Source organism: Litoribrevibacter albus (assembly GCF_030159995.1).
Classification (GTDB): domain Bacteria; phylum Pseudomonadota; class Gammaproteobacteria; order Pseudomonadales; family Litoribrevibacteraceae; genus Litoribrevibacter; species Litoribrevibacter albus.
Genome location: NZ_BSNM01000013.1, coordinates 97633 through 121440, shown reverse-complemented (window position 1 = coordinate 121440; position 23808 = coordinate 97633). Strand labels below are relative to the sequence as shown.

Genomic DNA, 23808 nt, shown 5'->3' with positions numbered 1-23808 from the left:
AGATTCCTTCAGTGGTAGTAGGCAGGGCCGCGGATGTTGTCGTGTGTGTCAGGTAAGGCCAGTTCTTGTTGCTCTTCCAGGGGCTGCTCATCCAGGCGGTGCTTGAGGATGGATTCGATGCTCTTGTATCGGCAGCTGCCCAGCATCAGGGCGCGTTGGCAGGCGGCCTCCAGCCGCGACCCGCCGTAGCTCTGCCCCAACCGGAGAATGCCCAGACAGGACCGATAGGCCTGTTGCGGATGCTTTCTTGCCCCCAGCGCGGTACGGATAAGCTTTTCAGTTGCCGGTCCAGTCTTGGCTGCCCAGGCGGTCAGTCGCTCTGGGTTCCACTCGCCGGCTTGGCGGTGGGACTCCGGCATGTGAGCGGCGATGGTGCTATGCCGCCCCTTCTGATCCGAACGCCGGTGGCTGGCGATCCGGTTGCCTCGGTGGAAGCATTCGATGGTGTTGTGGGTGATCCGGACCTCCACCTCTTTCTTGATCAGGGTGTAGGGCACCGAGTAGTAATGCCCATCGATGGCCACGTGGTAGTCGATGTGTACCCGGGCTTTTTTCCACTCGGCGTAGACATACGGCTCGGCGGGTAGCGGTTGTAGAACCGGCTGGTCCAGCTGTTTGAAGTGATCAAGCCGGCACCCGGGCAACTTGCGGAAGGGGCGGCTATTGAGCTTCTCCAACAGCTCACGGATGGTGGCGTTGAGCTGCCCCAGGGAGAAGTGCTGACGGTGGCGCAGGGCCGCCAGGATCCAGCGCTCAACGATCAATACGCCACCTTCCACCTTGGCCTTGTCACGGGGCTTGCGAACCCGTGTGGGGACAACGGCCACGCCATAATGGCTAGCCATATCCTGATAGGTCGGATTGAGATCCGGCTCGTAGCGATGGGCCTTGCTGACGCCGGAACGGAGGTTATCCGGATTATGTTCCCAATCCCATTATGTTCCGTTCACTTTAGAAGACCTTGAAACCATAGGGAGGCCCCCTTGCACTGGGGCACATAACGATCACAGGGATTCCAGCCATTGCAGCAGCTCGGAATTGGATCGCCATACTGGCTTTCGGTGGGACTCCGCCGGAGAATCCCAAATAGGCTCACAGGTGCGCAGCGCGTCCACTTTCATTCGGAGGGTGATCTCGGCGTATCGGTTGGTGGTCTCCAAACTGACGTGTCCAAGCCAGGCGCGGATGACGTTGACCTCGACACCTGCTTCAAGCAAATGCACGGCCGTCGTGTGGCGTAAGACATGGGGTGAGATGTGCCGCACTGTGCCATCTGCGCTTTTCTTCACCACCTTGACGGTATGACGCCGCACGATCTTGTAGATACCAAATCTGGTCAGCGGCGCACTGTTGCGGGCTAGGAAGACAGCGTCATTGGAGTGGCGTCGTTGCCGATTTTGCTCCAGTAAGTCCTGCATCAGACCCGCTGTTCGCGTCCACAAAGGACAGGTACGCCATTTGTCACCTTTACCATGCAGCCGTACTCGGGGCTCAGAACCGAGTTCCAGGTGCGTTGCGCGCAGATCCGCTACCTCCTGTACGCGTGCTCCGGTGTTATAAAGGAAGCGAAGCAAGGCTTGGTCGCGCAGAGCCTGAGGGTGGTCGGTGGGCAAGGCAGCGAACAGAGCATTAATCTCGTCGCGTTCGAGATACAGAGTCTCGCCCGGTTGCCAGCGTTTGACGGGAATGGAAGCAATTTGCTGTGCTTCCCCGAGCACGCAGGGCTCACGGCCGGCAAGATACTCGAAGAAGGTATGCAGCGCCGCCAGGCGCTGGTTTCGGGTTCTAACCCCATTACCACGTTCCTGTTCAAGGTGTTGCAAAAAATGGCGCACTCGCTCGCCAGTGAGATCAGCCAGTTCCAAGCGGGTGATCCGGCAATGCTTATCCTTTGCAGCGAATTGCAAGAACAGGCGCAGGCTCTCCTTATAACTTCGGATACTGGCCGGGCGCAGCCCCCGTTGGCATTTAAGGTGATCTTCTACGAAGGCAAAGACGAGACGCCCCAATTGATCCGTCATGATAGCTCCTCCTCTCTGCGGGGATCGGCGAATCGCTCGAACCGTTGGCTCGCCTCCCGGAGCAGTGCTTCGGTGATGGTCAGATACCAGGCAGTCGATGCCGGGTCGGCATGGCCCATGAAGGTTGATAGATGAAAGAGCCGTTGATTGGGATCCACGCCGGTGCGATACCAGCGGAGCAGAGTTGCGACCGCGAAGGAATGGCGCAGGCAGTGCAGATGAGGTTGGCGTACGCCAGGTGGCACGTACGGATCCATCTTCAGTATCAAGTGGTGAAATGTCTGACTGACCGTCTCAATACGCATTGGCTTGCGCTCTGGGAAAAAGCTGAAAGAAAATACCGGATCATCCGGCTGCCATGACCCATACCGATCAACGCCAAACTGCAGATAGACAGCGATCTGTTGCGCCATGCGCGGGCCAAAGGGGACCAAACGCGTCTTGCCAAACTTGCTCTTGTCGATCACCAGAAGGCTGCGCTGGCAATCGACGTCGCGATACCGAAGATGCACAATCTCGCCGACACGCAGGCCCAAACCGTACATCAGCGAGAAGATTGTTCGGTAGACCATGCCACGACAGGGTGCCCGGGAATTGTCCGGAAGCTGTGACGCCAACGTCAGGATGTCTTCCACCTGAGCCGGTTCGAACAGGAAGGGTTTAAGCTGGGAAGTCACCGGCTGAGGGTGAGCACGAACCGGAGAATGCGCTAGCCGCTCCTGGGCCACCTGCCAGGCAAAAAAGCAGCGGAGCACCCCCAAGAGGTGGTTATAGCTGCGTGGGCGAGTGCGTGGCCGCGAAGCGAGAAAGGCCTCAATCAACGCCGGTTGCACTAACGCCGCATCACTCACCCGTTCCTCGACCAAAAAGCGATCGAATAATTGCAAGGCGAGCTCTTCAGTATCAAATTTTCGGCCCAGCGCGCGCTTGTAACTCAAGTAAGCCGAAAAATCCTTGCCTAGTACGCTGTGGAAGGAGGCGGTCATGGCAGCACCTCCTCGTGGCCCAGCGCCACCATGCGCAGGGTTTCCACGTCCACCTTGGTATAGATGCGGGTGGAACTTGGCGACGCATGACCAACGTAATCGCCGATGACCTTGAAGTTGAACTCGGCATCGACCAATCGCTGTACGCAAGTGTGGCGCAAGGTGTGCGAACCTGGGCGACGGACATTAATACCCGCTTTGCGCAGGTAGTGCGTCGCGCGGCTGGACACAGTAACCGCCGTCACAGGTCGGACGGGCGCCAGAACCCGGAAAAACAGCCTTCGCTCCTCGACGTGTGGGCGTGCATTTTTTAAGTAGTCGAGAATAGCTTCGCCTACTACTGAAGAGAGAGGGTACGCAGTGGTGTGTCCCGCCTTGCGCTGCGGCACCAACAGGCGTTCTCTCTTCCAGTCAATATGCTCCAGTGTCAATCCGGCCACCTCATGGCCGCGCAGTCCATACGTGACGAGCAAAAGTAGAATGGCATAGTCGCGCTTGCCCAGAGCACTGCGCCGATCAACAACATCTAGCATGCGCCGGACGTCGTCCCAGGAGATCGAACGCGGGAGATCGGCCAGCTGATACCGACGCGGGGACTCTACGGTAGCGCCGAGATCGCGATTGATCAGCTGCTCGCGGTACAGGTAGCGCAGGAAGACTCGCAAGGAGCTGCACAGCCCCGTCATAGAATGCGGGCTCAATCGGCGACCGCTCTCCACCACAAACGCACTGAGTATGGCTGGAGTGAGCTCGGACAAATGCAGCAGGTTGATTCGCGCCAGGTAGGCTTCCAGGTTATGCAGATAATGGCCATAGTGCCGGAGAGACAGCTCGCGCAGGCCCCGTTCTTCACGCAGATAAACAAAGAACCCCGGTGCCTGAACCAGGAAGGGATCTTGGCTGGTCCGTCTCCGACCTGTTCCGCGGAAATCGGGCAACATCAGGGACAGCAATTGCTCGATCGGTGTACGAGCATCATTAGCCACCCATCGCTTTGCCTGGTATGCGTTCTTGGCGTGAACCTTTACCCAGTGCTTTACATAAGGCTCGACATGAGTCGGAAGCTCGCTCCACTGCGTGGCACCATGATCGCGAGCAAACTCGCCAAACTGCCTCAGGAGTGGGACTCGCCGCAAGATTACCCTGGGCCTGTATCCGTGCCCGGCTAACCACGCAACGTACTGCTCAATCGGTTCCGCGATCCAGGAAGCGCGGATCGCATCGATGGTATCGGGCTTAACGAAGTAATGTTCTAACATGACAATCTCCTTTCTGGATGTAGGAAAGGAAATCATGCGCCCAAACGGCATCTGTCGTTATGTGTCCTTTTACACGGGATCCTCCCTATGGATTCAAGGGCTTCCAGGGTGAACGGAACATAATGGGATTGGGAACATAATCCGGATTATGTGCCGGGACACATAATCGGGGACCACCAGTTCCGGCACGCCGCCCAAGAACTCGAAAGTCCGGATGTGAGAGCCGATCCAGTCCGGCAGTGTCTGGCTCCAGGTGGCCTCGGCGTAGGTGTAATTGGACGCACCCATCACCGCCACAAAGACTTGCGCCTCATGGATCTCACCGGTGGTGCGATCAATGACGGGCACCGTGTGCCCAGCATAGTCCACGAACAGCTTTTCACCGGCTCGGTGGTCCTGACGCATCACCAGATCCAGCTTGCCCTGCCAGGCCCGGTAGTGCTCGCAGAACCAGCTGTACTGGTAGCCATCCGGATTGGCTTCCCGGTACTCCTGCCAGAGCAGGAACAGGGTGACGTTCTTGCCCCGGAGCTCATCGTGGATCCGCTGCCAGTCTGGAATGCCTCGGACCTGTGCCGGTAGATCCGGTGGTGGCGGGAACAGCCGTTGCTCCAGCTGGGCTTCACTCAGATCCTCTGGCAGCGGCCAGCCAAGCTCCGCCTCAGCAGCACGCCGCAGATACTCGCTCACAGTGGGGCGACTGATGCCGCAGGCTGCGGCAACCTGTCGGTTGCTAAGCCCTCGCTCCCACTTGAGGCGAAGGACTTCTTTGATTTTACGCATGGATAACCTCTTCGCTGGCATCTGGCCCTCTCCGGATGAAAAGGAGCAGAGTACCGTTAGTTATCCCGCGCCGGACGTTTTGATGGGGGAATCAGGCAGCCTGCCAGGGTGGCAGCTTTGCCGTGGAATCAGTGGCAGCTTTCGCGTGGAATGGGTGGCAGGCTTCGTCTGGAATCAGTGGCAACCTTGGTCTGGAATACGCAAAAACAACACGATTCTGAAAATCCGGGAGCACACCACCGATACACATGGCTATACCGAAATCGTCTTCGCACTCTGTCATTTGCTCGGATTCTACTTTATGCCGCGCATTCGGGATCTCAAAGATCAGCAGCTTTACCGTATTGACAAAACCGTCGATTACGGCGACCTCAACCATTTACTCACCAAAACAGCCGATCTGGCCATCATTGAGGAACAGTGGGAATATATGATGCGAGTGGCGATTTCACTGAAGCAGAAAACTGCGCCAGCACACGTCATCGTCCAACGATTAACCAATAGTTCACCTTCGGATCGCCTCACCAAAGCCTTTACGAACTTGGGGCGGATTATCAAGACCGAATACATTCTGCGGTACCTGACTGACAAAGAACTCCGTCAAACCGTCCAACGGCAACTGAATAAAGGGGAATACCGACATAAACTGCCGCGCTGGATATTCTTTGCGGATCAGGGTGAATTCACCACAGGCGACTATGAAGAAATCATGAACAAGGCCAGTAGTCTCAGCTTTGTGTCCAATGCCATTCTGTACTGGAACACCATCAAGATAAGCGACATTGTGGAGCAGCTTCGGCAGCAAGGGGAGGAAATCGACGACGAGACCTTATCTCATATCTCGTTGTTGCCCTATAAGCATGTGTTACCCAACGGTACATACTTTATTGAAGATGAGGAGAAGGGATGATTCGACGGAAACCTACGGTTTCGACGTGGTCACTGGGTTCAAAACCGTAGGTTCTCGTTCAAATGCCCCCGCGGGTCCAAGGAAGCATCATGAAAAATATTCTATTGATAACAACCCTGGCAATGACTTCCAACATAGCAACTGCATCTGTCGAGTGTCAGGCAGAATATATTAAAGGACTGAAGGTTAGCGATTCCGGGGAAGTGATATACACCAATTCTTCCGGTATATCCCGTCTTGCAGGAACACCTGGAACGCCGATAGGTTCAAAGTATATGCTCAAAACCCTTCTGGAGGCGATTGAGAATAAGTACCAGGTTAACTCCTCTTTTCCCAAGGGATACAACTGCAATACCAGCAATACCGAGGTCTCAGCAGAGTGGATTAAAATTGAGAGACCGGATTAAACTGGGCTGTCTATTTAGCTATGGCTAGGCCGTGATTGTAGACCGAGCAAGGCATTTCAAGCATCTGGCTGTTTAATGAATGAACCGTTGCCGACCCTCGTTTTCAAATGTCATGCTGGCCATACATACATTAACCCGGAAATTTCACCAACCATTAGAAATTGAATCTCTGAAACCGGAAGTGCGCTGAAAGCACCCGTGCAATGGCAATAGCAATCATGTTGACTCCATTATTGCCACCATTCACGCTGCTTCAGGCGCACTACCCCCAACCCCATTGTTTGTCAGCGTGCCGGGGCAGCACTCTTGAACGTCAACCTGAGCGTAGTGAAAGCACCGCTTTCTCAAATACGGCTTGATAAGTAAAATTGCTCGACAACAGAATGCGGATGCGTCGCGTGTTGCGAATTACCACACCACCGATTTTCAATAGCTTCAACCGCAGCGTGTCCATCTGGCATTTTTCCAGCACGGTATTTTGCAGTGCAAGCCTGCGCAAGCCATGCATCAGCACATAGGCAAATCCGGACAACAGCAGCCGGAGCTGGTTGGGCCACCAATGGTGGCAGGAGGTACGCTCAGAGAACAGCGATTTCTGTTCCTTGATGCAGTTCTCCATGTTGCCGCGCGCGCAATAGATTTCGTCGTAGATGCGTTTCGGGGAGTCGGTGAGGCTGGTCACCACATAGCGCGTATTGTTGCCCAGAGGGTTGTGCTCGGCCTTGACGATCATGCGGCGTTGCTGGCGCCAAGTTCGCGCTTTGTATGGGAACTCACCATAGTGCTGTTGCGGTTTACCACTGGCCTTGTAGCCGGTGAGCGATAGCAGGCGCCAGATGCCGGCTTTTGCCGTCAATTTACTGTTGCTGGCCATGCCAATCACATATTCGATACCCGCAGAATCACACCAGTTCAACAAGCGTGGCACACAGAAACCACCGTCGGCACGAAGAATGATGCGCACCTTCGGCCAGACCTTGCGTAACGCGGTGACCAACAATTTCAATACCGCCGGAGCGTGATGGGCCGCACCGCGACTGGCAGGACGCAAATAGCTGACCAGCAGATGTTGACCACAAAAAACATAGAGGGGAAGGAAGCAGTATTCGTCGTAAAAGCCATTGAAATAGCGGCCTTCCTGTTCACCGTGGACGATATTGTGTGTGGCATCAAAATCCAGAATCAGCTCGCGCGGTGCTTTGCTAAAACTGGCGATGAATTGTTGTAGCAGCACCTCATGCAGGGCAACCGCTGACTGCTTGTCGTGACGCTGTTCCAGGCGATGCAAGGTGGACGGGCTGGCCAACGGATTGAGAACGCCCACCGCCGTTTGGATGGCACCATCGTGGCGTAGGGCCTGGTGATCATTGAGGTCTTCATAGCCCAAGGCCAGACCGTAAATACGCTGCCGCAAAAGCTCGACTTGTGAATGCTGACAACGCCCGCGCTCCCGCGTGTCCTGGATGACGCGGTTGACTGCCTGAATCAGACCCAGCTTCTGATCGGTCTCACGCAACAGCAAAACACCTCCGTCCGAGGTGATTTCACCACCTTCAAAATTGGCCTCAACACGGCGGCGCTTTACGGAGGAAAACTGCATTGGATTGTGGTAACGTTTTGTCACGGCAAGGTCGCTCTTGAATTATTGTTTGGCGACTTGATTTTAAGGGATTAACGGCCTTGCCGTATCAGATTTGGTGAAATTTCCGGGTTAATGTTCCCACTGCTGATAAATTATCTTCCTGCGTTCAAACGCTTCCCGTCCTCCCTCCATGATATTAACAATTTTCTTCTGGCTTTCCTTGTCATCAATACTTGCACCTTCGACCGTTATTTTGTCTTCATTATACTGGCAACTAACAACAAGCTCCGCATCACCTAGAACTGGGAAATTTGCGTTATGTGTTGCAAAAATGAATTGCTGGTTAGGCTTGAGCTCTCGAATAAGTTTTACAACCTCCTCATAAATACTTTGGCCATCGAGATCGTCCTCTGGCTGATCAATCATGAGCAGGTCGCAATCTTTTTGGCTCAGGATGAATAGCATCATTGCGGATGCCCTTTGCCCTAATGAATGTTGCTTCAAATCTTTCCCGTGATACGTAACCTTGTAGCTATTGGGAACCTGAAAGCTAAGAAGCTCAAAAAGACTCTCATTAAACAGCCTAATAAAAACGTCTGCTTTGCTCTTCGTTTGCTCTGCTGCCGCCTCAAGGTCTTTGTATATTTCGCCAAAGTCAGCATATTTGTCAGCAATATTCTTGTAATACTCCTTCCTAATATTCTGCCCCTTAAATACTTCATCCATTTTACTAGCAAATTTTTCAGCATCCCCTTTATATTGAGGTTCAACTTTTAATGCTGATTGGGCAGTATTAATCTGTTCAAGGGCCTTAGTGATTAGCACATATTCCTCATGCCATGCTTCATTCAGTGACGAAATGGCAATCATTACTGCATTCTGTTTTTCTTTGTATTTATCAGTTTTTCTCTTTAGATCCTTTATCGACGCCTCAAGCTGTGTTTTCTTATTAGATAGTGTCACATATTCATCCGGTTGGATTGATGTGACGCCCTTTTCTGCCAGAGCTTTGACAATCTCTCTTTCTGTTTCAGCAAACGCCTCTTTAAGAGTGTCTTTCTTAGATTCCAGCTCAGTTTTAATAGATTCAAGTGCTTCCGTTTTTGAAGTTATATTGAGAAGGACCAATTTGGCCTCCTCTATTATTTTTTTCAATGTGTCGAACGTAGCATTAAACCGGATTAATAGATCTGAATTGTGTTGAGACGTATATTCCGGTATGTGAGATACGGACTCCTCAGCCTCAACTATTCCATTATTTATGGAGTCAGCCCATTCACTTCCAATTTTTATTACTTGATCAAAGTAGGCCAGATCCTTTCCAAACTCCACTTGCTTATCAAGCTTTTCTTGAACTCCATACTTTTTAAACTGATCTAATCTGAATTGAACGTCTTTCAGATCATCTTCATCTGCATCTTTCTGCTCAACATCAGTGTTTAGAGCCATGAGAGCTGTAATTGCAGATTCTAGTTGGTCTACTCGTTCTTGTATTTTCTGGCGGATTGGCTTCAAAGAATCGCCAACCAGTTTTTCAACCAAATCCTGACCAAATCCTTTGCCAGCAGCAGCTAGGTCTTTTTGTCCGAAATAAAGTGGCTTCCATACCACTGTTTGGCGTATAGCTAAGCCTGGCTGGAGAATTCCATCAACATACACCTCGGGAGCATGGCGATGGATTCGCTTTATTTCATATAGAGTCCCGTGTTTATCGCGAGCTTCTACGACTATCTTGCCACCACTCTGCAACAAGTGAGGTATCAGGTCGTCCTTATAAGATCTATCCTGTGCAACCTGGCCGAAGGGAATATCTAAAGCATACCGGATTGATTCGAGCAATGATGACTTACCACTTCCGCGAATACCTATCAAACAATTAAGATGGGGTGAAAAAGGTACTCTTGAGTTGTCAAGTAAGCCTCCCTCATAGCGAATTGCTTCTATGTGTGAATGCGATACTTTACTTGGCTCTTTTCTTACTCTGAATTGAAAGTCACTCAATGAATATTTTACAGACTCATATGAAAGCTCTCCAATTTTCAAATACGCACATTGACCTCTTCCAATCTCATTGATTGCCTTCGGATCACTTCCTTCGAGTTCAGCAGGATAGCTTTCTCCCCACCAGCCTTTAACCTTTATTCTGCATTTGGTGTCGGGCTTATCGTGAGTACGCACCTTCTGAAATCCAAGGCAATATTTCTTTATCAGAGGGTCATTCGCAAGTTCTTGTAAGCGACCACCATCTAGCTCATTCCATAAACCGCTGGCGGACTCAACGTGAGCAAAAACAATAAAGAAATCCTTATGATAAGTATCCAATTCTTCTAACGTTGCCCGAAGACCAAGCGAAGACCTACCATTTTCCTGCTCATATTCGGCAGGGGTTTTTCCTTTAAAGGCATTCCCGAGGAATTGATTAATTAGATCTTTCCCGCCTTCAATCCACTCTTGCGAAAATATAATGAGAGTATGAACGCCATTTGCACCGTCATTAACAGATAACTCAACACCTGGAAGCAATAAAATGCCGTTTTTCTTGGCTTTCTTACGAAGTGCGTTATATTCACCGACATCAAATTTATTATGATTGGTAATAGCACCTATTCGAATATCAGCTTTCTTTAAAGCATCGACATAATCATTAACGAAGCTGTTTTCCTCGCCCGTATATTTAAATTCTTTATCCGCCTTAGTATGCAAATGGAAATCCGCTCTCATCCATGAACTTCCATTTTGAAATGGTTCAATGTTCCAATCAGCCATAAGTGTTTTCCTTCTTGTAATTATTGCCACCATAACTTACAAGTTGGCAAAACGTGTTTATTTTGTTCTGTTGGTCTGTACTATTAGCTGTACTTTCCGCCAATCTACTGTTGCCAACAATAATGGCCAGAGATTGCGCCCTGGAGATGGCGACGTTAATGCGATTCTTGTCAAAGAGAAAATCCATGCCGCGTGGGGAATCATTGGCGTCGCTGGCGCACATACTGAAAAATACTACCGGCGCTTCTTGCCCCTGAAACTTATCCACGCTGCCCACTTTGGCATTTGGCCCTAATGCATCACGTATTTTATTAACCTGAAAGTTGTAGGGCGCTACGAACAACATGTCATCCCATCCGATCGGGCGCGTTTTACCGCCCTTATCGCAAAATACCCGACCCAATATATCCTGGACCGCGTGCTTAATGGCTTCTACTTCCTCATCACTGGCTTGCGTATTCCCTTCGTGTTCAACCGGAATAAAAATGACACCGGCTTCCTTATTTATCGCACCTGTATAATCGATAGGAACCTTGATTACCTGCTTGTCATTATCTGGATGAGAATGCAGTTTTCCTTCGTAGATGGCCTCGCTAATGAACCGGTTAACCGCTGAGTGCATCCGATAGGTTGTTTCCAGGAACACACCTCGGTCTTCAGAGATTGTTGGGGTGTGGTGAAGCAGATAGTCCAGCGTGGACAGGCCGCTCTCCCCCGGATGGGTTCCTTGCGACGGTTGCCCTAGCTGCATCTGATCACCCATGAGGATAATGTTGCTGGTTGCACGACTCATAGCAATCAGGTTGGCCACTGAGACTTGTCCAGCTTCATCAACGAACAGGTAATCGAACTGTCCCTGGAGATCATCCCTGGAGAAACCCCAAGCCGTGGTGCCAATGACGCAAGCCTGCCTGGTATAGCTTGCAATGTCCTTGTTCTGAAGTACCGAAATGCCCAACGCCTGAATTTCATCATCAGTATCTTTCGTACAACCGAAGAAAGCCTCAATACCCTCGTCTATGCAGTATCTGGCTGTTCCCACCAATAAATTGTTGATTGCCTTGTGGGAGTTCGAGCTGATACCCACCCTTTTGCCTTGCCGTAGAAGCTCGGCAATAACATGCTTGCCTGTGTAAGTCTTACCGGCACCTGGTGGACCTTGTATTGGCAGATAGGAATTATCAAGGTTGGCAATGGCCTGAACGATTTGGCTCAACCGTTCTTTCGGGTCATGGCTCGACGCGATCGGCTGACCAGGTTGAAGGCCTTTGATTCGTGGAAAATCACGCTTCATGAAATCCACAATCGCACACTGGCTCAGCGAGCCTGTCTCATACTCTTTGACTACAGCCTCTATGGACTGCGGGATTGGATCAGGTCTTACATATTCATCAGGAACCAGGGTAATAATGGATGGTGGCTCAGCCTTGGCCTGAACGGTGATAATGCCTTCCCCCAGATTGGTAAATTCAGGTAAGAGTGTCACCTTCAAGCGCTCTCCCTTGTCATTTTCCTCTCCGAGGACGTAGAAAGAGGTTGTATTGGCCAGCTTGAATTCCTGGTTCGGATTGAACTTGTACTCGTAAGCCAAGTTTCGAGCTTTCGATGAAGGCTTAAACGGCTCCGTCTCTGACCTTTCACATGCTGCCAGACAATCCAGGTCATCAATCAAGTCAATTTCAGTGAGGCCAAGGCGATCAAACAGCCTCCAAAAAACCGGCTTAGATTCCCGCCGATGAAATTCCAATGACCAGGCTAGATTCTCTGTCACTGAGGAAGTGATGGAGTCACTGTCCTTGGTGGACTCCGCTTTCTCTAACAGACTATCCCGTAGCCTGGTTCGCTCAGTGATTTCCTCTGGCACATCCGGTTCGACAACCTCCGTGCTACCAAGGTAAGGAATACCATGCTCTGCCTGCCGTTCTCGAAGCCATGCCACCAGCTCCTGAGTGCTATTGCAGTCGTCAATGTTGTAGTCTCGGATGTCGTTGAGGATCTTCGATGTCTGCCAGGTGAGACCATCAGGGTTTTGCCGCCAGTTTTCGTAAACAACAACGGAGTCACCTCCGGTACCCACTTCGGTCTGGCGCTTCCCTCTATATAAGTGCTCGACGTTCTTGATGGAGTATTTCGGTTCTCCGATCAATAGGCCGCTTTTGACGATTTTATAGAGGTCAACGAATACCTCATTACGCAAAAGTTGATCGACTTCGTATTCACAAATGCCGTATCGGCTCATAAGCTTGCGGCACGCAGCGATCTCATAGTTCGCATAGTGGTAGATGTGCATTTGAGGGTCTGCCTGCCACCGTGCGTACACCCACTCTATGAATTCCTTAAAAGATCGCCTCTCCTCTTCTGGCGTGTGCGCCCAGAAGTCTTTGAATTGCCGCTCACCGGATTCGTCAAAATAAGTGTTACCCCAAAGATACTCCAGTCCACCATCGACTAATGGGAAGCCCTCGATGTCAAAAAAAACATCAAGATCCGAATGGGGTGGCAAAAGCGCGAACCCCTGTTTCCTGCCTTGCTCAGGCACCAGCACTTCAAACAACGGGGTTTCCCGTCCTTCACTGGCCTTCTGAATCTTTGCTTGGGCTTTCAGCTTTTGAAATACGGCCACGCTGATACCTGGAACCCGCTCTAATTCTGTATTGGCGAGCTCTGCCATTGTCTTGATACCGACTGCACTAAGCTTTTTGATCTGAGAGCGAGTGATCGTTGCAACCTGCGATGGATGATCCGATTCCTTCAGCAGTTGCTTGGCATAAGTTTCCCAATTTCCCCAGGATTTTGAGTCAGCCGGGTCAGGACGTTGGGAAACATCAAAATCACTATGTGCCTTTAGAAAAGCGTCTCGGATGGACTGGTAATAATAGAAATAGTCGTCTGTGCGAAGACGTTCCCGTTGCCCATCACCGAGTACAACCACAAAGTCCTGTGAGCGCCTGCCTTGGATACCTTCCAATAGATCTTCGTAGCAGCAAAGCTGGACTGTGAAGTAAGGTTTGAGGGTTTTCGATAACTTGGTATCCCAAACCTCATAGTGGTATTCGCCAAGACGGCTTTCCCCTGGAACTTTAACCAGAAAATCAGCGAAGCCTTTGAATCCTCCTCGACTCAGGCAAGCTTGAAATATGACCTCTGCGCCAGACTCCATCGCCGTAACCGTCGCGGTTTCCTTATCAGGCGAAGAACTGATGTCTGCGACATTGAGCCCTTGAGCCATGAACTCATCCAGGACGGCCTTTTCATGCTCTCCACCTTTCTCCTGAAGCATGGCCATCATGCCATCGCCTGGATCTCGCTCTGGAATTTGATCGGGAGCAACAATGGCTAAGTGCTCCATCCATGAAGCAAATGGACTCTCCATGAAGAGGGTTAGATCGGATGGGGAATACATTAACGTTCCGTGTTGGATATACATTCGCTATTACTCCCGCTCGATACTGATATTCTTTTCAGGGTACTTTGCACTAAGCAGATCCACCGCTTCCAACGTTCTTACCCCCCACTGATTGGTCATTGCATAGGTCTTACCGTCAATATGAAATAGTTCTTCCTGCTTGCAGAAATAACGCCTGGTCTTCGGTAGCTTGCCCCCGGTATCGAGCGTCATTAGCTGTTCTGCGAATTGCTCTTCATCGAGTGAGCCATCAAAGCAAACGAAGAGATTCCCTTTTCGCCAGCTAACGATATCCGCGACCTCTTCTGGCTTGGCTCCACCCTGGATGACTTCACTCACCAGTTGGTACATAAGATTACGCTTATTCAGACCGTGGTGATCGCGGCCTCCAATCGAGAGCGTGAATTTTGAGAAATCGCGAGATGACGTTCTGGACTGCTGCTCTTTCTGCTTCTTCTGTCTCACCTGGACCTGAAATTGTTCGGTCTCAGGTAAAGGGATAACCTGCTGAATGTCCAACAGGATTCGTTGCCCGTCGTAGAATGGCTCCATCTTGACGCAACGAATATCAATTCCCTTGTCGTTAAGCCATAGCACCGCACTGGTAAGCTCTTTAGAAAACTCGGCTGACGCCAGAACAATCCGGACATCTTGTGCAAAAGAGTCCTCATCTGGCTCTTCCCAGTCGAGGAACTCAAGGATTCTTTGCTGAGCATCTTCTTCCGATCCAATACTGGTCAGGAAGGACTTGTGGGCCTCAACAACCTGATCAAAGGTCATAGTTGAGATCATGGCACTATAGCGAATAGCCTGAAGCTCCATATGCCCACCATCTTCGGTACGCTTCAGCTCAATCACAACCAGGTTGGCTTCTTTGTCGATGCAAAGCAGATCAATCCGCCTCCGGCTTGCATCCCAATCGCCGAACTCTTCCGCAATCACCATTGTCTGGTCGGAGATGATCTCGATCTGGTCTCTCAACAGTCGCTGAATATCCTGCCGCTCACGGATACCCCGGTCAGCAAAGGTTGTTTTCTGTAGGCGTTTAATACCGGTATCACTCAATTCATAAATTGGCAAAGTACAAACCTCGTTATCAATTGTCTTCTTGGCTAAACCGTCTTACCAAAGGTCCGTAATCTCTTTTTTCCATATGCGAATCATAGCTTCGTAGATACGACTCAAATTTTTGATGGATACAATCTATATCTGATTCATCTGTCGTGACGAACCCAAAAGGGATAGATACTGACTCACCTGGTTTTTGTAGGTAAAAGCAGAGCATGGAAACAATTCCCGGCACTAAAATTACTTCTACTGATCCACCCATAAAGCCTTCAGAAACCTTTATGGACTTGTCCTTCATAGAGCCGAGTGATTTCTTCCATAACAACTCCTGATGCTTATCCTTACTACCTGCAACAGGCACATAAAGTTGTGCCTCAAGCCCTTTAGTGGCGTTGATTAATTCAGAAGTTCGGATAAAGGATTGATTGCTCATTAACCAAAAGCGATCTGACGGCGCTAACCAGGTACATGTGGCAGTGGATTTACCGCCCTTCAGATGTTTCTTGATGAGAGTCGTTAGTTGATTCCAATTAGCGCTATTTGTTGGCGATCCTAGAAAGTAGGATCGGACAGATGATGAGGCGCTTTGTTTGACTGCCAATATAGCCAGTGCTGTAAGGTCAATGCCATCCGGTGTAAAACAATCTAGCAATTGTGTTTCATCTAGCGTATCTAACGCAGAAACAATATCCTGAATGTTAGAGGAGTTAAATGAGCTGAGTAGTACCTCGTTGAGATTCTTTTGGATTTCATCAGCCTCGAAAAAACGGCTGTCTGAATGTCGTTCGATTGAATTACGTTCAGTGTCGAGTGAAAAAGTAAGCGCAAATCGGGCAGCATAATCTTTATTCTTTCTGACATCCGATAATTTATACAGCTCTACTTTACGAATATCGTTAACACCATCGAAGCTGATCGACTCTTCCTCAAAAATATCAATATAGTTTCTTAGGAATGCCGATTTAGCATAGTTGATACTATTGCTGAGCTTCTCTGTTTCTGGAGAAAGGCGTATGGCATTTAGAGGAGGACTAATCTTGTCATCGGATCGAATTAAACCAAATGACAATAGGTCAAATTTGAAGGTACTGGTTCCTTCAAATAATTTTGTGATTTTCGGACGATTATCAGAGAGTCCATCAAAATATTTATGCGCCTCAGCGGTCAGTTGAATATTACCCTCGTTGTCCACGGAGATTTCATTCAGGCTGACTAATTGTGACACGGCTATGCTGATTTCCTTTTCAGAGAGTCCAAGAAATTTCGCCAATTGGGTAGCCGACATATTACCCACTTTCAGCAGGCGCAGGATAAACTCGCGAATGAAGGGTAAATCACTCCTGCCTACCAGTGTGTATTCAAACCTAAAGGCCTGAACAGGTAGCGCAATATCTATCGTCATTAGAGGAATCAAAGTGTGATTTTTCATTATCGTTTCCCTCCATTCTTCACCGTCTGTTTCGCTGACACGATGCGATACTCTTCGCTTTGGTGACTTTGGATATACGAGGCCACTTGGCCAAGTGGCAAAGAAGCGTTTTCTCGGTTCCACATTTGCATGGAGCCAACAATCAATAAACGATCCATAGCACGAGACATGGCAACATTGATCCGGTTAGGTTCTTTCAAAAACTTGGGCTTTCGATCTTTACCATTGCGGGTAATTGACACAATGATTACCCGATTCTCCTTACCTTGATAGCTATCAACCGTATCGATTTTGATCAGGGATCTGAACTCTGGACTCCAGGCTAATTCGTTGAACTTTCTTCGTAAGAGTCGTTTTTGAGCACCATACATACAGATAATGCCAATGGCAGGTTCGCCTGAAGAAACTAGAGAGGTAAGCTGTTCAACATAGTCGCCATTGGCTTCAATCTCTTTTAAAACGGCGAGAATCTGATTTACTTCTTCAAGATTAACGAGGCTCGTACCATCTTCACTGTCGAAGCCGAACTTACATTCTGACGTGTCCAGCCAGGTCACAGTTGCTTTCAAAACATCGATGCCATCATTATAAAAATCAGGGATTTCTCGATCTCCGGTGATCAAAGGTTGTTCATAGAAAGTATCTGAAACCAGTCGACTGATCGGTTCAGCCATACGGTATTGAGTTAAAAGGCTCCTTCCGACGGCTTTGCCGTATGGAGACAGAAATGCCTTTTCAAAATCGCTCTTGAAGACTTCCTTTTGAAATGGCTCAACTCTTGGAACACCCAGTTTCCTCAATATGGCGTTTTTATGCTCTTCCTGGAATAGAGGTGGCAGTTGCTTGTGATCCCCAACCAGCAAAATACGATTGGCAGATTGCATTGCAATAGCAAGCTCTGATGATATAGAACGTGCCGCTTCGTCGATAATCACCCAGTCATATTGAATCTGATTTAAGCCCAGATGCCCGAGTCCCATACCTACGCAAGTCCCGCATACCAAAGTTCTGGATCTGGCCAGAAACTCCTCATAGCTTCCAGGATTGGATGATAGCCTGTCTCTGTAATCATTAACCAAATCTAACAGGGCGCTTATGCGTCTATGCTCATGGGGGCCGATGCCATAAAGCGCATTAAGGTGTTTATCGATTTTTTCACCGATACTGCCTAGCTCCAACTGACTGATCTCAATTGAATATGATTCATTGAGTTCAGATATGATTTGATAACAAAGCGATTCTAGGCTAGACGATAAACTGGATGACAGTTGCTCATCCGAAGAATCACTAATATCCGTCTGCAAGCGAAGTGCGTTTTTGATTTTCTTCTTGATACCAAGTTCCGCGTTGAGAATGGCATCAATATACTCAGGTTCCAACTTCAGTGATGGCTGAATAAACTGAATCCGCTCCCTGAGTTCAGCGATAAAGGACTGTCTTCTTGATTCGATCAAATTGCGGGAATAGACATCTTTAAGGCCTTGGGAAACCGATGCTTCTGAGTTACTAAACCGAACAATATCGATTGGCGATTCTAGTCGGGTACAGTGTTTACGGATACGCTCAACTGCCGTATTGACGGCTTCATGTGACTGACTGACAAGCAATATATGCTGCGCATTGCCCTCAGTCAGCAAGTAATGTACGAAAGCCGAGATAAACTCGGTTTTACCGGTACCTGGTGGTCCTTGTAAAAGTGACAGTGGCCCTTTGCTGAACAGTATCTTGAAAGCATCACGTTGTGCCTCGTTCAAGCTAACGGTTAAATTGCCCTCGTCATCATATTGGTCATAGAGATCCAGCTGTTCTTCAGTGGGAATGACTTTATAATCAGTAAAAGGCTGATCTATAGAAGGCTCAAAATAGTCTGTTAGGTCAGATATGACCGCATTCTTATTGAGCACTCTCTCCATCGCCTTTTTACGGCGACTGTAGGATGCCCTGTCTCGTTTTGTGCGAAGGTATAAAACGTCGCCGGTTTTAGGGTAATTCTTACCGGAACTCAGCGGGACTCGCATTTCTGAGCTGGTGGACTGGTCAATGTTGACCTTCCCTACGATAAACTCCTTATCATCGACCTTCTTGATGGCGATGACATCATCCTCTTTAGAAAAGCGGTCAAGCACTTCGTTATCTGAATCATAGGGAATAACCAACTCATTTTTTCGAATATCAGGCTTCGGTTCGTCGGCGACTTCAACGCTTGGAAGCGCTTCTGTCTCTGTCTCTAAAATAGCCTTCCATATGTTCTTTGTGGCAATCTTTTCATTCTTTATTGAAACAATGGATTCTTCATCATATTCAACATCAGCAAGTAGATTCTTGAGCTGTTCATCAATCTCTTTACTGAGCTTCTCATCGACCTCTTTGCTTTGAGTGTTTTCCTTGATGGCTGCTTTACAATCAATAAGAAATGTTTCGTGAGCCAATAGATAGGACTGAAGTGCTGAGGTATCCGTCTGGTAATCAGAAGGTTCGATGTTGATTTTTATGGGTAGCGTTAACTGGCTTTTATCCCGAATCCAGGGTGGAATATCATCGGTTTTTCGAGGCGCTAGTCCACCTTCGATAGCTTCATTTATCGGGTTAAAGAAAATCGTCCAGGAAGAGTCTACACCAGACAGTAACACCTTCACTGAGTCTGTGTTTTTCGTGGAGGGTTCATAAAACAGAAACAGCTCACCGTTATCGGGTAAAAGACTGATCGCTTCGTGAAAGTCCTGACGGAATAGCTGGACGTTCAGCTCCTCGATGGATTCAGATGAGGTTTCGTAAAGTTCTTTGAGTGACTGGCTAAATCTTTCCAAAGAAATAAACCCGGCACTGTCCGATTTTTCAGCTTTGATGATTTCAATTAACTGCGGATGATTATTTTCTTCTTCGAGGTTATTCCAGTCGAGTCCAAGGAGCTCACAAGCCATACGAATAACCGCATAGTTATCGCGCACAATAGCTGTTGCGTTATGGATCGTTTCAGGACTATATCGATGGTTCTTAACTTCAGTTGTCCCAAGCTTAAAGTCGGGTAAGTCGATGATATAGACGTTAAGTTCTTCATCTTCGGCCAGTACAAGTATATTCCCAGGATGTATATCGCCATGAGTGACTTCACTTTCATGCAGGAAGCTAACATGGCTAATTAAGGCGTTGATGGCTTTGAGCTTCTGTTCTTCAGAAACATTGTAAGTCGCCCATGTGTCCCATGATGGCGCATCTATATAGTCCTGGATCAGAAAGAGTTCAGATTTGTGGGTAATACCCTTGTCCCGAATGCTAGGGATAAACCCAGCTCCAAGTCCCTGAATCTTTTCAGCTTTCTCGATAAAAGCTTTGCAGAAAAAGATATTACTGGAATCTTCATTGTCGAGGGCGTTGTTCCAGATTTTAACAAGTAACTGACCCGAGCGATAAACCTCTTTTGCATCGGTAGAGGATATTTCCTCATCTTCAACATAGGTTTTGTAGAGTTTAACCTCGGTTTTGTATTGCTCGATCATGGAACTATCAAATAGCTCAATGGTTTCTGCTTCAGGCTGTGATGCTGAAAAAGCGGCTAGAAATTCGTGGGCATTCCGGTAACGATCCTGCGGCTCAGGACTGATAGCTTTTTGTATGACAGGTGCGTACCAGATACTGGAAGCGGTAATGTTTTTTATAGCGTCATTAATTGATGCGGGATTGAGGCGTTTCCCCTGCATTATCAGCCAGGTCAGAATGCCCAGTGAATATATGTCACGGTCATACTCGGTGCCATTATGTTCCGAGTTCTGTTCCTCAGGGATGGGTATAATCCCTGTGCTAATTGCTTTGCGTCTCTCACCGACAGTTCCTGCTGGCTTATGGTAGGCCGACATGAAACTGGACATGGCCATTTTCATACCAGGAGAAAGCCATAAGCTGTGATCGCCAATATCTCGGTGAGCAATTCTTATATCATGCAGAGAGGAAAAATTATTCAGGATGATTTTGACGAGTGTCGCTCGCTCTTCTTCGGCGTACTTGATAACAAAAGAAGAAATAAATTCATTTAGGCGAGAATAGTTATGGGGAAGCTCAAAAAGCTCGTAAAACTCCTCGGTAATATTGTTTGGATCAATATTGGTCAGAGAGCGCAAACAGGCGTTATATAAATCCCCGTCGTTTGAACGTATGAATGATAAGACTTCTTTCTCGTGACTGACGATTTTATAGCGTTCGTCTCGCGTTTTACTACCAACATCATCTAAATCAGAGAAGTTCCATCTTCTCAGCAATGCAAAGTCATCCTTGTTGTTCTTGTTTTTAGATAGGAACTCCGTGTATATCGACTCGATGTTCTCTGGCGGGAATATCTTCTCAATGGCTTCGTAACCATCGACGATTAGGCTCTTGGGCTTGGTCTCACCTTCTGAGAAGATTTGATCAAAAACCGGGATGTCCTGGTTTAAGCTTTTATTGGCTTGCGGATGTGGTCGAAAGCGTTTGTTGTATGCACCTTCGTCCGAAAGTTTTAGAAACTCATTAAGCGTTAGGACGTGCTCCTGTTCTCTAGGCGGCAGTTTAGAAGCATTAGCAGTGCCGGTTAACACAACTAGAAAGTCTACCTTGGGACGGTCAAACTTGTGCCCCTGGAAGCTAGGAAAATCTCTCCCACACTTGGCAAGCTTAGAGGTGAGCAGATGAGCCTTGTCTTGTGTTTTGCTGACCGCTGATCGCTCTCTGAACTCTCCATTTTGATACCAATTATCACCAGACGCAGTAAGCTCGCCATTCCAATGCTTTAGTTCAACGATGATGACGTTATAGTGGGTCACGATGACAAGATCGAATTCTCCTTCACGGCCAGAGCCAGCAAGTCGAAAGCCTGCATACCCTTTCCAGGGGAACATAGCATTCCCTCCGGGCTTTAAGACCTTTAGGTCGCTCAAAGAGCCGAGTTTTGCCGGTTTGGACTCCTGCTTCTGGTTAGCGCCTGAAAAAGTTTGAGCGATTTTTTCTATGGCTCTAACTTCGTGAAGCGTTAATCCACCTTCCCAATATTTAACGTCCATTTTCTTCTTATCATTCGACATCGATGAATATTCCAATGCAATTCAATTTAATTTAATACCTACGCTACCCTAGAACGTGTTAAAAGCGCTCTTCTAGTCCACCCCAAGAGCCTTAAACACCGCATCAACCGGATCGGCGTAAAAGCTGGTCTGAAACTTGGTAAACAGTTCAGCCGGAATCGTTGGAATGTCAGCTGCGCTGCTCATCGGCAAGGCCACTTTCTTGGCCCCTGCATCAAAAGCAACTTGGAGGCACTCAGCGAGGCTTTCTACCGGCGTAACGGAACCGCCCAGACTCATATCCCCCAGCACCACCATCTGGTTCTGAAGAGGCTTACCAAGGAGGCCTGACGCAAAGGCAACGAGGCTGGAGAGGGCCAGGTGGCTGAATGGCCCAGTGTTCTGAAGCTCGACTGCGTGCAAATGGAAGTCATGTTCACCCACTTTACTTCCACCGCTGATCCTGGAAGCGTTCGCCTTGAAGTAATCAAAGGCAATCTTCACCTGCTCTTTAGCTGCACTGGAGTTCCATAGCCCTGATGTGGCCAACTTGCCGGAGCCCTTGGTAACCTGAAGTTCCAGCCGGTATAGCCCAGGCATCCCTTTGTTACTGAGACCAATGGTGTGAAGGAATCCGGGCTTACCAGGGCCTTCTGGGATCAGACCACCGCCACCCTGCTCTTTGACTGATACGAAATGCTCTTCCAGCGAGTCATTGTCGATGTAACTGAAGTGGACATCGTAGAACTCCATACCACCAATCTTTTTGAGTTGTTCCTTCACTCGGCGTCGAACCTGAAGGGCATACTCCAGGCACTGGCGAACATCCTCTTTCTCGAACTGCCCATGCGGGAATAGCAACTTCAGTAAACCAGAAACTGTCTTGCGCACCGCGATCACATCACGCTGGTTCAGGTTATTCCCCAGCTTGAAGTATTTTTCGATAGCATCTGCGAAGCTGCGCTTGCGCATCTCCCGATAGAACTCCGCCAGGTAGTCAACAATCAAGCCGTAACGATTGGTGAAATACTCAGGCCGCATCTTGGGGATTTCCCAGCCTGGAATGTAGGCATGGAAGCGGTCAAAGAAAGCGGAGTCGATCATGGCATCAGGGAATGGTGCAAGCAGATGACTGGTTTTCACCAAGGACTCAACGCTCTGATTGATGTTGCCCACAAACACCATAGAGGCCGAGGCCTCCATCTGTTCACGACCACGAGCAAAGGAACCAGAGGCCATGTAGTCCTTCATGATCTGGACACCATCCTTGTCCTTAAAGGAGATCCCGGCCACCTCATCGAACGCAACCAGATCCCAAAGCCCGACCAGACCAATTCGACGTGAACTCATGTTGTAGAACAGGTTGGCCACGGTGGTTTGGCCGCCAGATACCAAAATGCTGTTGGGGGAGCATTCTTTATAAATATGGCTTTTACCTGTCCCGCGTGGACCCAGTTCACAGACGTTGTAATTGTTTTCAACGAAAGGAATCATCCGAGCCAGAATGTGCCACTGCACATCGACACCCAATGCCGCAGGCTCCATACCGACTGACCGTATCAAACACTCGCGCCACTGATCTGTCGTTAATGCGGCTCTCCCCTGGAAGAGCTCGTCCATATTCATGTTGGGCATCTGGATTGGCTTGAGCAGCGTTACCCCGAATGGAGAACCGGTCTGCCCTTCCTCGTGGTAATAACTCAAGGTGGCAATGACCCAGATACCACCCACCAGCAGCTTCTCGTACTCTTTGACGATCCCAGACGAAATTTCAGCGTCCTTGATACCCAGATTGCTGAAAGAGGCCTCATACTTATCCTTGCGCTCATTCAGTTTCACGGTTACCCGGTCGATGACTTTAAAGGTGCCGCGCTCTTTGACCAGTGACTTAACCTTTTCGGCCTCATCAGGACGAACGTAATTCTCAGCCAACACGGTTTTGACGTTGTTCAGCCCTTGCTCAATGATGTCTGGATCATCTGACGCGCAGTACATGCCAAGCAGGTATTCGAGCACATAGACAGGGACATTCGCCCCTTCCTTAATGAGCTTGGTGAGATCCTTGCGAACCACACGACCCGCAAAGTGCTCATTCAGCAGTTGATCTAATTCTTTATCGTTAGCGGATTCCATACTCGGCACGCTCTATCGTCAATTCGTG

General features: G+C 48.9%; 12 protein-coding genes and 2 pseudogenes. 2 read left to right on the top strand and 12 right to left on the bottom strand.

Features of this window, described 5'->3' with window-relative positions; translation table 11 throughout:
* Nucleotides 1-8: 8 nt before the first annotated feature.
* From istA (QQL66_RS10085) to istA (QQL66_RS10065), 5 genes and pseudogenes are all read right to left on the bottom strand, one after another.
* Nucleotides 9-917, bottom strand: a pseudogene (istA, locus tag QQL66_RS10085) (IS21-like element ISSpu5 family transposase); the annotation flags it as partial.
* An 87-nt stretch (nucleotides 918-1004) separates the two neighbouring features.
* Nucleotides 1005-2021: a tyrosine-type recombinase/integrase gene (locus QQL66_RS10080; RefSeq protein WP_058092803.1), complete on the bottom strand. Its 1017-nt coding sequence runs from the start codon at nucleotides 2019-2021 to the stop codon at nucleotides 1005-1007.
* Nucleotides 2018-3007, bottom strand: coding sequence for a tyrosine-type recombinase/integrase (locus tag QQL66_RS10075; RefSeq protein WP_278350163.1), 990 nt, complete (start codon nucleotides 3005-3007; stop codon nucleotides 2018-2020). The genes QQL66_RS10080 and QQL66_RS10075 overlap by 4 nt, the downstream gene beginning before the upstream one ends.
* The gene (locus QQL66_RS10070) at nucleotides 3004-4266 is read right to left on the bottom strand and encodes a tyrosine-type recombinase/integrase (protein ID WP_008170044.1); all 1263 of its coding nucleotides are present in this window, start codon (nucleotides 4264-4266) and stop codon (nucleotides 3004-3006) included. The genes QQL66_RS10075 and QQL66_RS10070 overlap by 4 nt, the downstream gene beginning before the upstream one ends.
* Nucleotides 4267-4431: 165 nt before the next feature.
* Nucleotides 4432-5070 (bottom strand): annotated as a pseudogene (gene istA, locus QQL66_RS10065) (IS21-like element ISSpu5 family transposase); the annotation flags it as partial.
* A gap of 124 nt (nucleotides 5071-5194) precedes the next feature.
* Here istA (QQL66_RS10065) and QQL66_RS10060 point away from each other — a divergent pair.
* Nucleotides 5195-5959 carry a Tn3 family transposase gene (locus QQL66_RS10060; protein WP_284381129.1) on the top strand — a complete coding sequence of 255 codons (765 nt, stop codon included), beginning with the start codon at nucleotides 5195-5197 and terminating at the stop codon, nucleotides 5957-5959.
* 89 nt (nucleotides 5960-6048) lie between these two features.
* On the top strand, nucleotides 6049-6366 hold the full coding sequence (locus QQL66_RS10055) for a hypothetical protein (RefSeq protein WP_284381126.1): 318 nt from the start codon (nucleotides 6049-6051) through the stop codon (nucleotides 6364-6366).
* Between the two features lie 313 nt (nucleotides 6367-6679).
* Here the strand turns inward: QQL66_RS10055 and QQL66_RS10050 are convergent, their stop codons facing one another.
* The 7 genes from QQL66_RS10050 to brxL all read right to left on the bottom strand — a co-directional run bounded on the left by QQL66_RS10050 (nucleotide 6680) and on the right by brxL (nucleotide 23780).
* Nucleotides 6680-7966, bottom strand: a complete 1287-nt coding sequence (locus QQL66_RS10050; RefSeq protein ID WP_284381182.1) for an IS1380 family transposase — start codon at nucleotides 7964-7966, stop codon at nucleotides 6680-6682.
* Nucleotides 7967-8077: 111 nt separating this feature from the next.
* The gene (locus tag QQL66_RS10045; protein WP_284381124.1) at nucleotides 8078-10714 is read right to left on the bottom strand and encodes a TrlF family AAA-like ATPase; all 2637 of its coding nucleotides are present in this window, start codon (nucleotides 10712-10714) and stop codon (nucleotides 8078-8080) included.
* Nucleotides 10707-14141: a TM0106 family RecB-like putative nuclease gene (locus QQL66_RS10040; RefSeq protein WP_284381123.1), complete on the bottom strand. Its 3435-nt coding sequence runs from the start codon at nucleotides 14139-14141 to the stop codon at nucleotides 10707-10709. The genes QQL66_RS10045 and QQL66_RS10040 overlap by 8 nt, the downstream gene beginning before the upstream one ends.
* A gap of 6 nt (nucleotides 14142-14147) precedes the next feature.
* Nucleotides 14148-15200 (bottom strand): PDDEXK family nuclease, encoded by a 1053-nt coding sequence (locus QQL66_RS10035; RefSeq protein ID WP_284381121.1) that lies wholly within the window; start codon nucleotides 15198-15200, stop codon nucleotides 14148-14150.
* Nucleotides 15201-15216: 16 nt separating this feature from the next.
* A complete protein-coding gene (locus tag QQL66_RS10030; RefSeq protein ID WP_284381120.1) occupies nucleotides 15217-16617 on the bottom strand; it encodes a helix-turn-helix domain-containing protein in 1401 nt (466 codons plus the stop codon).
* Nucleotides 16617-21668, bottom strand: coding sequence for an AAA domain-containing protein (locus QQL66_RS10025; protein WP_284381119.1), 5052 nt, complete (start codon nucleotides 21666-21668; stop codon nucleotides 16617-16619). Before QQL66_RS10025 ends, QQL66_RS10030 begins: the two co-directional genes overlap by 1 nt.
* Nucleotides 21669-21740: 72 nt before the next feature.
* Entirely contained in the window at nucleotides 21741-23780 is a 2040-nt protein-coding gene (gene brxL / locus QQL66_RS10020; RefSeq protein ID WP_284381118.1) for a protease Lon-related BREX system protein BrxL, read from the bottom strand.
* Between the last annotated feature and the right edge of the window lie 28 nt (nucleotides 23781-23808).

What these genes read in the sequence shown, in the direction of transcription:
- QQL66_RS10045 (WP_284381124.1), bottom strand. Translation starts at nt 10,714, where the DNA reads ATGGCTGATTGGAACATTGAACCATTTCAAAATGGAAGTTCATGGATG.
- brxL (WP_284381118.1), bottom strand. Translation starts at nt 23,780, where the DNA reads ATGGAATCCGCTAACGATAAAGAATTAGATCAACTGCTGAATGAGCAC.
- QQL66_RS10080 (WP_058092803.1), bottom strand. Translation starts at nt 2,021, where the DNA reads ATGACGGATCAATTGGGGCGTCTCGTCTTTGCCTTCGTAGAAGATCAC.
- QQL66_RS10030 (WP_284381120.1), bottom strand. Translation starts at nt 16,617, where the DNA reads ATGAAAAATCACACTTTGATTCCTCTAATGACGATAGATATTGCGCTA.
- QQL66_RS10070 (WP_008170044.1), bottom strand. Translation starts at nt 4,266, where the DNA reads ATGTTAGAACATTACTTCGTTAAGCCCGATACCATCGATGCGATCCGC.
- QQL66_RS10050 (WP_284381182.1), bottom strand. Translation starts at nt 7,966, where the DNA reads ATGCAGTTTTCCTCCGTAAAGCGCCGCCGTGTTGAGGCCAATTTTGAA.
- QQL66_RS10040 (WP_284381123.1), bottom strand. Translation starts at nt 14,141, where the DNA reads ATGTATATCCAACACGGAACGTTAATGTATTCCCCATCCGATCTAACC.
- QQL66_RS10075 (WP_278350163.1), bottom strand. Translation starts at nt 3,007, where the DNA reads ATGACCGCCTCCTTCCACAGCGTACTAGGCAAGGATTTTTCGGCTTAC.
- QQL66_RS10025 (WP_284381119.1), bottom strand. Translation starts at nt 21,668, where the DNA reads ATGTCGAATGATAAGAAGAAAATGGACGTTAAATATTGGGAAGGTGGA.
- QQL66_RS10055 (WP_284381126.1), top strand. Translation starts at nt 6,049, where the DNA reads ATGAAAAATATTCTATTGATAACAACCCTGGCAATGACTTCCAACATA.